Raw genomic sequence first — 10,628 nt, 5'->3', positions numbered from 1 at the left:
GCGACGGCGACATGTCGATCAGCGGCGCGTCCTCGGCCATGGGTGCGGCGAGAAAGATCCCGGCGGCCAGCGGCGGCAAAACGTGGATCATCAACGTAGGGATCACCCGATCCGGCACGGTCAGGCCAGGCATAACGGCGCGACCCAGCGCGCCGGCCAGATGCATTCCAAACATCAGCACGGTAACCACGACGGTGCCTAGCAGGATACCGCGATGCACGGCCTTACTGTCTTTATAGGAGATGCAACGTACGGCGGTATGGGGCAGGCCGATCACGCCAAAACAGACCAGCACCGAGAAAGAAGCCAGAAAGGTCGGGCTGAGAATATTATCCACGCCGCCGGGCGAAACCAGCTGCGGATCGATCTGCGCCAGCTTCTGTACCGCGCTGTGCATTCCCCCTGCGCTGTGGATCACGGCAAACAGCAGGATAAAAGTACCGAGCAGCATAACTACGCCCTGCAAGGCATCGTTCAGCACGCTGGCGCGAAAGCCGCCAAAAGCAGTATAGAGCGCGATGGCGCCGCCGAAAATCAGCAGGCCGCTGCTGTATGGAATGCCTGCTGCGGTTTCCAGCAGCCGCGCGCCACCGATAAACTGCACGGTCATCGCACCTATAAAGGCCACCAGCAGGCTAAGGCTGGCAAACCAGACCAGCAGAGGGCTGCGGTAGCGTGCATAGAGCATATCGTTCAGCGTCAGTGCGTTATAACGCCGGGCCAGAATAGCGAATTTCTTTCCTAACACACCCAGCGACAGCCAGACGGCAGGCACCTGCACCATCGAAAGCAGTACCCAACCCAACCCATATTTATAGGCGGCACCTGGCCCGCCGATAAACGAGCTGGCGCTGATATAGGTGGTGGTCAGCGTCATCGCCAGCACGAAACCGCCCATCGATCGGCTGCCGAGGAAATATTCGGTAAGAAAGTTACCCTCGCGCCGTTTGCGCATGGCATAGACGGAAAGTGCCGCGACCAGCAGCAGATAGGCAATAAGCGGCAATATGATCTCAGGCTTCACGGTGCATCCTCCAGAGAGATATCGCGAAAGACCCTTTTGAGCATCAGCCAGCAAAAAAAGATAAACAGCAGTGGCACCAGCAAACAGGCCATCTCGAACCAGTGGGGCAGGCCGGTAATGCCGGGCTGGTTGTCGCCGAACCAGGCAGTCAGCGACCAGGCGGCCACATAGGCGACGGCCAGCCAAAACGACCAGCGGGCTTCGCGATGCGCCTGCACAAAGCGTTTTTCCATTTTTCCTCCCGTAACAGGCAAAGAAAAAGGCCGGTCAGACCGGCCTTCCTTTATTACCTCAGGCGAATCAGGTTTCCTGAATGCCGAGTTTTTTCTCCAGGTAATGGATATTGGTGCCACCAATCTGGAAGTTTTCGTCGCTCATGATTTTCATCTGCAGCTCGACGTTAGTCTTGATGCCGTCGATGATCAGCTCCGCCAGTGCGTTCTTCATGCGGGCGATAGCCACTTCACGCGTCTCACCGTAGGTGATCAGTTTGCCGATCATGGAATCATAGTACGGCGGTACGGTATAGCCCGCGTAGATATGAGATTCCCAACGCACACCGAAGCCGCCAGGCGCATGGAAGCGGGTAATTTTACCCGGGCTTGGCAGGAAGGTGTTCGGGTCTTCTGCGTTGATACGGCATTCTACCGCATGACCGCGCACGACCACGTCTTCCTGTTTGATCGACAGCGGCTGACCGGCAGCAATACGCAGCTGCTCTTTAATCAGATCGACGCCGGTAATCATCTCGGTAACCGGATGCTCAACCTGAATACGGGTGTTCATCTCGATAAAGTAGAACTCGCCGTTCTCGAACAGGAACTCAAAGGTGCCCGCGCCACGGTAGCCGATATCAATACAGGCTTTGGCGCAGCGATCGCCGATAAAGCGACGCTGTTCTTCGGTGATGCCCGGTGCTGGCGCCTCTTCGACCACTTTCTGGTGACGACGCTGCATGGAGCAGTCGCGCTCGGCCAGATAGATAGCATGGCCCTGGCCGTCCGCCAGTACCTGGATTTCGATATGGCGTGGGTTCTCGAGGAATTTCTCCATGTAAACCATGTCGTTGTTGAAAGCCGCTTTGGCTTCCGCTTTCGTCGTGTTAATGGATTGCTCAAGATCCTTGTCGTGACGCACAACGCGCATCCCACGACCGCCGCCGCCGCCGGAAGCCTTAACGATAACCGGATAACCGATACGTTGAGCAATGGCGCGGTTTTTTTCCATATCGTCGCCCAGCGAGCCGTCAGAACCCGGGACGGTTGGCACGCCGGTTTTTTTCATCGCGGTGATAGCGGAAACTTTATCGCCCATCAGACGGATGGTGTCGGCTTTAGGACCGATAAAGATAAAGCCAGAGCGCTCTACCTGTTCGGCAAAATCGGCATTCTCAGACAGAAAGCCGTAGCCCGGGTGAATAGCCACCGCGCCGGTGATTTCTGCAGCAGAAATCAGAGCAGGGATGTTGAGATAGCTTTTAACCGACGGTGCAGGCCCGATACAAACGGTCTCATCGGCCAGCAGCACGTGTTTCAGATCGCGATCGGCACTGGAGTGCACGGCCACGGTCTTGATGCCCAGTTCTTTACAGGCGCGCAGAATACGCAGCGCGATTTCACCACGGTTAGCAATTACAATTTTTTCCAGCATGGTTCGCCTCGTTATTCGATGACTACCAGCGGCTCGTCAAATTCTACTGGCTGACCGCTTTCGACCAGGATCGCTTTTACCACACCGGACTTATCGGCTTCGATCTGGTTCATCATTTTCATCGCTTCAACGATGCACAGGGTGTCGCCAGCATTAACTTTCTGGCCGACTTCGACAAAGGCTTTCGCGTCCGGGCTTGGCGTGCGGTAGAAAGTACCGACCATTGGTGAACGTACGATGTGGCCACTGATCTCGGCAGCGGCAGGCGCTTCCATCGCTGGCGCGGTGGCTGGCGCAACGGCGGTAGCCAGCGCGGGCTGCGGCTGCATTGGCGCGGCCCAGGCCTGCTGCATCATTGGGTAGCCTGAATTGGCCGGGGAACGACTGATGCGAACGGACTCTTCACCTTCAGAAATTTCCAGTTCAGCAATGCCTGATTCTTCAACCAGTTCGATCAGTTTTTTAATCTTACGAATATCCATTAGTGTGGTTCCGTACTCTGTTTAATTAGATTGTGACAGGCGTTTAACCGCCGTCTGTAAAGCCCAGGAATAACCGTCGACGCCAAGTCCACAAATTACGCCAGCAGCAATATCAGAAAGATAAGAATGATGACGGAAAGGCTCGCGAGCATGCACATTGGACAGGTGGACTTCAATAAACGGGATGCTGACTGCAAGCAGAGCATCACGAAGTGCCACGCTGGTATGCGTATAGGCCGCCGGGTTAATGACGATATAATCGACATTGCCTCTCGCCTCATGAATGCGGTCAATTAACGCATGTTCCGCATTGGACTGCAGATGACTCAGCTTCACATTAAGCGCGTCAGCCTGGGCGGTCAGCCCACTGACGAGATCGGTCAGGGTCGTGTTGCCATACTTCTCCGGCTCGCGAGTGCCAAGAAGGTTCAGGTTTGGACCATTCAAAAGCAGTATGTGAAACTTTTCAGGCATCTTGCTGCTATCTCCTGCGATAATTGAGGCATCGCACAAAATACAACGCGAAAAGCCATTTGTCACCTTTCCCGATGAAATTTGACCTGTGCGCGGGTTTAAAACCGGGCATTATAACGATTTCAACGCAATTAGCAGCTAAATACTGGTCGTATCAGCGAAGATAATCCACCATTCGCGCAAGAAAGCATCAGGATATGCGGGACGGCGCACGTTTTACCGCAGCCACTGGCGGAATTTCTTATAGCGCCATACCAGCAGGATCAGCGCCAGGAAAGCATATATCCACGGCTGAGGCGAAAACGTTTTTACCGACCACAGATAGTGAATGGGGGCCAGAATCAGCACAATATAGATAGCGTTATGCAGCTTCTGCCAGTTTCTGCCTAATTTTCGCTGTGCCTGTTGAAAAGAGGTCAGCGACAGCAACAGCAGAATGAACCAGCTAAGAATACCCAAGGTCAGATAAGGACGTGAAATCAGCTCCGATCCCAACAGGTTCAGGTTAGCGATACCCAGTTCCAGTAGCGAATAGCTAATGAGATGCAGCGTGGCCCAGGCGAAGCACCACAGCCCAAGCAGACGACGCACGCGAATCAGCAGCGGCTGCTTGCCGTAGCGCGCCAGCGGAGTGACCAGCAGCGTGCCGAGCAGAAACTTTAACGCCATTCTTCCGGTAAAATGCTGGATATCCTTTGCCGGATCGGCGCTGAGCCAGCCCTGATTAACAGAGAGAATGAGCCAGAGAAAAGGTAAAAAACCGGCAAGGTGCAGCAGCACTTTCAGGCCGGTAATCTGTTTGCCCGTCAGACGCACTAGAAGTTCTCCCGCAGGTCTAATCCTTTATAAAGGGAAGCGACTTGCCCGGCGTAGCCGTTAAACAGCAGCGTGGGCTGGCGCTTGACGTCCAGAATGCCGCCGGAGCCGATAAAACGTTCCGTCGCCTGCGACCAGCGGGGATGATCGACGTGCGGATTAACATTGCCATAGAAGCCATACTCATTGGCGGCCAGCAAATTCCAGGTGGTAGGCGGCTGAGCTTTTAGTAGGGTGATTTTCACGATCGACTTAATTCCTTTAAACCCGTATTTCCATGGCACGGTCAAACGGATCGGCGCACCGTTTTGCGGTGGCAGCGCTTTGCCGTAAACGCCGGTGGTCAGTATGGTCAGCGGATGCATGGCTTCATCCAGCCGCAGTCCTTCCACATAAGGGTAATCGATGCCGCCGCCGACAAAGCGATCGCGCTGGCCCGGCATCTCTTCCGGTGCATAAACAGTCTGGAAAGCGACATAGCGTGCGTTGCTGGTGGGCTCGGCTGCTTTTAACAGCTTGCCCAGTTCAAAACCGATCCAGGGCACCACCATCGACCAGGCTTCCACGCAGCGCATTCGATAAATCCGCTGTTCTAACGGGAAACGTTTAAAAATGTCGTCCATATTCAGCGTCATCGGCTTCGCTACCTCGCCGCCGATGGCTATCTTCCAGTCAGCCGTCTTCAAGGAACCGGCGTTAGCCGCCGGATCCGCTTTATCCAGACCAAACTCATAAAAATTGTTGTAGCCCGTAACCTTATCCTCCGGCGTCAGGGCTAAATTGGCCTGATACTGTGCGGGCTTGCTGAAATCGAGCGGTTTGCCTGCCGGCGCCTTTGGGCTCTCTTTTCCTTTGCCCTGTAGCCAGGAAAGCACATCCGCGTGGGCCGTTGGCACAGCCAAAGCGGCCGCGCTAATGCCCAGCGCCTTCATTACCTGACGACGTTGAGTGTTAAAAATGCTTTCCGGGGTAACATCGTTTTCCGTGAGTTTATTAACGGGCTTCATGGCTGTGTCTCCAGAGACGGTCACTTTTTAGCATGACTAAAAAAAGCAAATTCAGCGAATAAAAAAGCGTCTGAACCGCAGAATATCAGTTCCGTAAAAGCGGCGAGAGAGCAGGAAGTGTAATCAGTTATGTGGATGTTGAAGAAAGGTAAATACAGGGCAGGTTTAGCGCCACCGGTTCAGAAGCGATTTTTGTTAACTCGTTGACAGAAAAGCGTATTGCCCGGCGGTTTCAGCGTGCCGGGCGGCATAAAAGCTAACGGATTTTAACCAGCGTGCGGCCAGTAATGTCATTATTAAGCAGTTTTTCCGCGCTGGCGGCGGCCTCATCCAGCGTGATTTCTGTCGTCGCCTGCTGATAAAAGGCGTCAGGCAGCGTTTTAACCAGTCTTTTCCAGGCCTCAAGGCGGCGTGCCGCTGGCGCAGTAACGGAATCGACGCCCTGTAGTCGTACGTTGCGCAGAATAAAAGGCATTACGGTGGTCGGCAGCGCGAAACCGGCTGCCAGACCGCAGGCCGCTACCACGCCACCGTAGTTCATCTGCGCCAGCACGCTTGCCAGGACTTTATCGCCAGCGGTGTCCACTGCGCCAGCCCAGCGCTGTTTTTCCAACGGGCGGCTATCGGTGCTGAAAGCGTCGCGCGTCAGGATTTCACTGGCGCCCAACTGAAGGAGATAGTCGTGCGTGGAGGGCCTGCCGCTAACGGCCACTACCCGATAGCCTGCCGAACTGAGCAGGGAGACAGCCGTGCTGCCTACGCCGCCGCTGGCGCCGGTCACCACTACCTCACCGCTCTCGGGACGCACGCCGCCTTCCTCCAGCGCCATTACGCACAGCATGGCGGTCAGGCCCGCGGTGCCGATGATCATCGCCCGACGACCATCCAGTCCTTCCGGCATCGGCGTCAGCCAGTCGCCTTTCACCCTGGCCTGTTCAGCCAGGCCGCCCCAGTGATTTTCCCCTACGCCCCAGCCGGTCAGCAGCACCTGTTGTCCGGCATGAAAGCGAGGATCTTCGCTATGGCGGACCTGGCCCGCAAAATCAATCCCGGGCACCATCGGAAACTGGCGGATGATTTTTCCTTTACCGGTAATGGCCAGCGCATCTTTGTAATTCAGACCGGACCAGCAAACATCTACCGTTACGTCGCCCGGTGGCAGGGCTGCCGGATCGAGTTGTTTCACCGCAGCCAGGGTTTTGCCTTCGGCCTGTTCAAGAACCAGTGCTTGCATGAGAATCTCCTGAAAATGGAACGTAAAGGTATAATAAAAGTTTGACCTCACTATACTCCCGGCAATTAGCAATATTTTGCTTAAGATGCATAAAAGCATGAGGAAGTTCTCTGCATAGCCCTACGTCGTCATGGCTTTTTGCTATGGCGTCTCCTTTCCGGCAGCCAAAGAGCACAAGGATGCGATTAACTACCAAACTTTCCGCCATGATTACTTTTGTCAGCGCGCTGGTCATGCTTGTCATGCTGGTGGGCGGGGTAACAAGCTTTTATTACCTCAGCGATTTACGCGCTGAGCATCGTCTGCAAACGATGGCGGCCGACATTGATCGGACGCTGGATCGCCTCTCTCCCGAACAGATTTCCAGCGGGTTGCCACAGGTGATGGGACCGCTACAGGTTGTTCGCATCACTTTTCTTGAAAACCACCAGCCGGTTAAAACGATTTCCCGCCATCAGGACGCGCTGATGGAAGATGAGCCTAACCGCTATCGCGAAAGCACCATCCCGCTGCAGCAACACGCTGACTATGCGCTGCATATCGTCTGGATAGACAGCGCAAAGACCTGGCTGACATCTTTTATCGGCGCTTCAATTATTAGTCTGGTGGTGCTGGCCGTCGGTATCCTGCTGCTGATCCTGTTTTTTTCTCACCGCTGGCTTTATCGGCAGCTTGAAGGCATGGAGCGTCTGGAAACGCGTGCGGCAAGAGTGCTGAGGGGCGAAAGAGAAACTGTACAGCAGGGTTCCGTGCTGGAATGGCCGCCTAAAGCCAGCAGCGCCCTGGATCGGCTGCTGGGTGATTTGCAGGATGCCTCCGAGCGCCGCAATCGGGTTGATACGCTTATTCGGGCTTTTGCTGCGCAGGACCGTATGACCGGTCTGCACAATCGCCTTTTTTTCGATAACCAGCTGGCCACGCTGCTGGAAGACAGCGAAACCGCCGGCGCACACGGTATGGTGATGATGATCCGCCTGCCGGATCTCGATACGCTGCGTGATAACTGGGGCCATACGCCGGTACAGGATTACCTTTTCGGGCTGGTCAACCTGCTTTCAACCTTTGTGATGCGCTATCCCGGCGCGCTGCTTGCCCGCTATTTCCGCAGTGATTTTGCCGTCCTGCTGCCGCATCGCAGCCTGAAAGACGCCGACAGCATCGCCTCGCAGCTGATTAAGGCTGTAGACGCGCTGCCGCCAACCCGCATGCTGGATCGGGAGGATATGATTCACATCGGCATCAGCGCCTGGCAAAGCGGGCAAACCACACAGCAGGTCATGGAAAATGTCGAACTCGCTACGCGGCATGCGGCTTTACTGGGCGGCAATAACTGGTCGGTTAGTGAAAAACCGGCACCGGAACTCAGCCGTGGTAGCGTTAAATGGCGCACGCTGCTGGAAAATACCCTTAGCCGCGGGGGGCCGCGCCTGTATCAGAAACCGGCGGTGACGGGCGAAGGGCAGCTGCATCATCGTGAAATCATGCCAAGGATATTCGACGGCAAAACTGAACTGGCCGCGGCTGAATATCTGCCGCTGGTGCAGCAGCTGGGTATGGCGGAAGGGTATGACAGGCTCTTGGTTAGCCACATTATGACCTTTATTCGTAGCTGGCCGGATGAAACGCTGGCGATACCGTTGACGATCGATGCGCTATTGCAGCGTCCTTTTCAAATCTGGCTGCGCGACATGCTGCTGCAAAACACTAAATCACAAAGAAACCGTATTTTATTTGAACTTGCAGAAGCGGATGTGGGTCAACATCTCTGCCGCTTACACGGCGCCTTTCATTTATTGAAAGGATTTGGCTGCCGTATTGCCATTACTCAGGCAGGGTTAACCCTGGTCAGCACGGCCTATATTAAGGTTGTCTCTCCAGAACTCATTAAGCTCCACCCAGGCCTGGTACGCAATATTGACCGCCGCAAAGAGAATCAGCTGTTCGTACAAAGTTTGCTCGAAAGCTGTAAAGGTACCTCGACCCAGGTTTTTGCCGCCGGAGTGAAAACCCGGAGTGAATGGCAAACCTTAACGGAGTCAGGCATAAATGGTGGTCAGGGCGATTTTTTTGCTCCGTCGCAGCTGCTGACAGGCGATATGAAAAAATATTCGCAAAGATATCGAGTTTAGTCTGCCGTTAAGCCGGATTTGACGTAGAATAGCCGCGCAGCTGTGGTACCGGCTACGTTTGACGAGCGGTAAAGCAGTGCCTAAATATGTAAAAATTCATGTACGTTATGTCCGTAAAACGGCCTTAAAACAGGAGCGATGCGCCTGAACTCAGGCATTCTGCTCGCGTAGATTTTGGGGTTGTGACTCAGACGTGAGATAGCGTGATTTTTCACCGAAGTAGAGCGTTTTTGCGCCTTGTCGCTGCTTCGTGTGGTTGGTAAAGTAAGCGGATTTTATTATCCGCCCCCAGCTAGCAGGATTATCCTTCAGTATGTTTAAAAAATTCCGTGGCATGTTTTCCAACGACTTGTCCATCGACCTGGGTACCGCCAATACCCTGATTTATGTGAAAGGACAGGGCATCGTTCTGAATGAGCCTTCCGTCGTTGCTATTCGTCAGGATCGTGCCGGTTCCCCAAAGAGCGTCGCGGCAGTAGGTCATGACGCCAAGCAGATGCTGGGTCGTACACCCGGCAATATCGCTGCTATCCGTCCAATGAAAGACGGCGTGATTGCCGATTTCTTCGTGACTGAAAAGATGCTGCAACACTTTATCAAACAGGTTCACAGCAACAGCTTTATGCGCCCAAGCCCGCGCGTGCTGGTTTGTGTGCCGGTCGGCGCCACCCAGGTTGAACGCCGTGCAATCCGTGAATCTGCGCAGGGCGCAGGCGCGCGCGAAGTCTTCCTGATTGAAGAGCCGATGGCAGCAGCTATCGGGGCCGGCCTGCCGGTTTCGGAAGCAACCGGATCGATGGTTGTCGATATCGGTGGCGGTACCACGGAAGTGGCGGTGATCTCCCTTAACGGCGTGGTTTATTCCTCTTCCGTGCGTATCGGTGGCGATCGCTTTGATGAAGCCATTATTAATTATGTGCGCCGTAACTACGGCTCGCTGATTGGCGAAGCCACGGCGGAACGTATCAAGCATGAAATCGGCTCTGCTTACCCGGGCGACGAAGTGCGTGAGATTGAAGTACGCGGTCGTAACCTGGCGGAAGGTGTGCCGCGCGGCTTTACGCTGAACTCCAATGAGATTCTGGAAGCGCTCCAGGAGCCGCTGACCGGTATCGTTAGCGCGGTGATGGTGGCGCTGGAACAGTGTCCGCCAGAGCTGGCTTCTGATATTTCCGAGCGCGGTATGGTGCTGACCGGCGGCGGCGCGCTCCTGCGCAATCTTGATCGTTTGCTGATGGAAGAAACCGGCATTCCAGTGGTAGTGGCTGAAGATCCGCTGACCTGCGTCGCGCGCGGCGGCGGGAAGGCGTTGGAAATGATCGACATGCACGGCGGCGATTTGTTCAGCGAAGAATAATTTGCCATGAAGGCGCGCGGGTCCCGCGCGTCTTGTTAATGATGTCGAGGAATACGCCGAGTTTATGAAGCCGATCTTCAGCAGGGGACCCTCCCTGCAGTTACGCTTGTTTCTGGCAGTGGTGGTAGCGATAGGCGTGATTATCGCCGACAGCCGCATGGGCGCTTTCAGTCAGATACGCACCTACATGGATACGGCGGTTAGCCCATTCTATTTTCTGGCCAACGGGCCACGTCAGGTTCTGGACAGCGTGTCTGAAACGCTGGCCTCTCGCCAACAGCTCGAGCTGGAAAACAAAGCCCTGCACCGCGAGCTGATGCTGAAAAACAGCGAGTTGCTGATGCTGGGGCAGTTTAAGCAGGAAAACGCACGTCTGCGTGAGCTGCTTGGCTCACCGCTGCGTCAGGACGAGCACAAGATGGTCACGCAGGTCATTTCTACCGGCACGGATCCCT

Annotated in this window: 11 protein-coding genes; 3 read left to right on the top strand and 8 right to left on the bottom strand. The window is 55.0% G+C overall.

All coding sequences use genetic code 11. The features are described 5' to 3' along the window. From panF to RTK32_RS03950, 8 genes are all read right to left on the bottom strand, one after another. Positions 1-1,024 (bottom strand): sodium/pantothenate symporter (panF, locus tag RTK32_RS03985; RefSeq protein ID WP_312042211.1); only part of this gene is annotated, 1,024 nt, incomplete at its 3' end. Then, entirely contained in the window at positions 1,021-1,257 is a 237-nt protein-coding gene (locus RTK32_RS03980; protein ID WP_312042210.1) for a YhdT family protein, read from the bottom strand. The genes RTK32_RS03980 and panF, both read right to left, overlap by 4 nt. Before the next feature lie 67 nt (positions 1,258-1,324). Then, positions 1,325-2,674 carry an acetyl-CoA carboxylase biotin carboxylase subunit gene (accC, locus tag RTK32_RS03975; protein ID WP_312042209.1) on the bottom strand — a complete coding sequence of 450 codons (1,350 nt, stop codon included), beginning with the start codon at positions 2,672-2,674 and terminating at the stop codon, positions 1,325-1,327. Positions 2,675-2,685: 11 nt separating this feature from the next. Further along, complete coding sequence (gene accB, locus RTK32_RS03970) at positions 2,686-3,156, bottom strand: acetyl-CoA carboxylase biotin carboxyl carrier protein (protein WP_312042208.1); 471 nt, start codon at positions 3,154-3,156, stop codon at positions 2,686-2,688. Positions 3,157-3,177: 21 nt separating this feature from the next. Beyond that, entirely contained in the window at positions 3,178-3,630 is a 453-nt protein-coding gene (gene aroQ, locus RTK32_RS03965) for a type II 3-dehydroquinate dehydratase (protein ID WP_312042207.1), read from the bottom strand. A gap of 216 nt (positions 3,631-3,846) precedes the next feature. Continuing rightward, a complete protein-coding gene (gene msrQ, locus RTK32_RS03960; protein ID WP_312042206.1) occupies positions 3,847-4,446 on the bottom strand; it encodes a protein-methionine-sulfoxide reductase heme-binding subunit MsrQ in 600 nt (199 codons plus the stop codon). Next, a complete protein-coding gene (msrP, locus tag RTK32_RS03955; RefSeq protein ID WP_312042205.1) occupies positions 4,446-5,453 on the bottom strand; it encodes a protein-methionine-sulfoxide reductase catalytic subunit MsrP in 1,008 nt (335 codons plus the stop codon). The genes msrQ and msrP overlap by 1 nt, the downstream gene beginning before the upstream one ends. Before the next feature lie 256 nt (positions 5,454-5,709). Next, complete coding sequence (locus tag RTK32_RS03950) at positions 5,710-6,687, bottom strand: oxidoreductase (protein WP_312042204.1); 978 nt, start codon at positions 6,685-6,687, stop codon at positions 5,710-5,712. 179 nt (positions 6,688-6,866) lie between these two features. On the opposite strand from RTK32_RS03950, the gene csrD reads away from it, so the two are divergent. The 3 genes from csrD to mreC form a co-directional block, all read left to right on the top strand. Next, positions 6,867-8,816: an RNase E specificity factor CsrD gene (gene csrD, locus RTK32_RS03945; RefSeq protein WP_312042203.1), complete on the top strand. Its 1,950-nt coding sequence runs from the start codon at positions 6,867-6,869 to the stop codon at positions 8,814-8,816. Between the two features lie 313 nt (positions 8,817-9,129). Beyond that, positions 9,130-10,173 (top strand): rod shape-determining protein MreB, encoded by a 1,044-nt coding sequence (gene mreB / locus RTK32_RS03940; protein ID WP_003855260.1) that lies wholly within the window; start codon positions 9,130-9,132, stop codon positions 10,171-10,173. Positions 10,174-10,237: 64 nt separating this feature from the next. Beyond that, a partial coding sequence (gene mreC, locus RTK32_RS03935; RefSeq protein WP_312042202.1) for a rod shape-determining protein MreC occupies positions 10,238-10,628 on the top strand: 391 nt, incomplete at its 3' end.

Origin of the sequence: Erwinia sp. (genome assembly GCF_031978025.1) — a bacterium.
Classification (GTDB): Bacteria; Pseudomonadota; Gammaproteobacteria; order Enterobacterales; family Enterobacteriaceae; genus Erwinia.
This window is presented reverse-complemented; position numbering and strand designations above follow the sequence as displayed.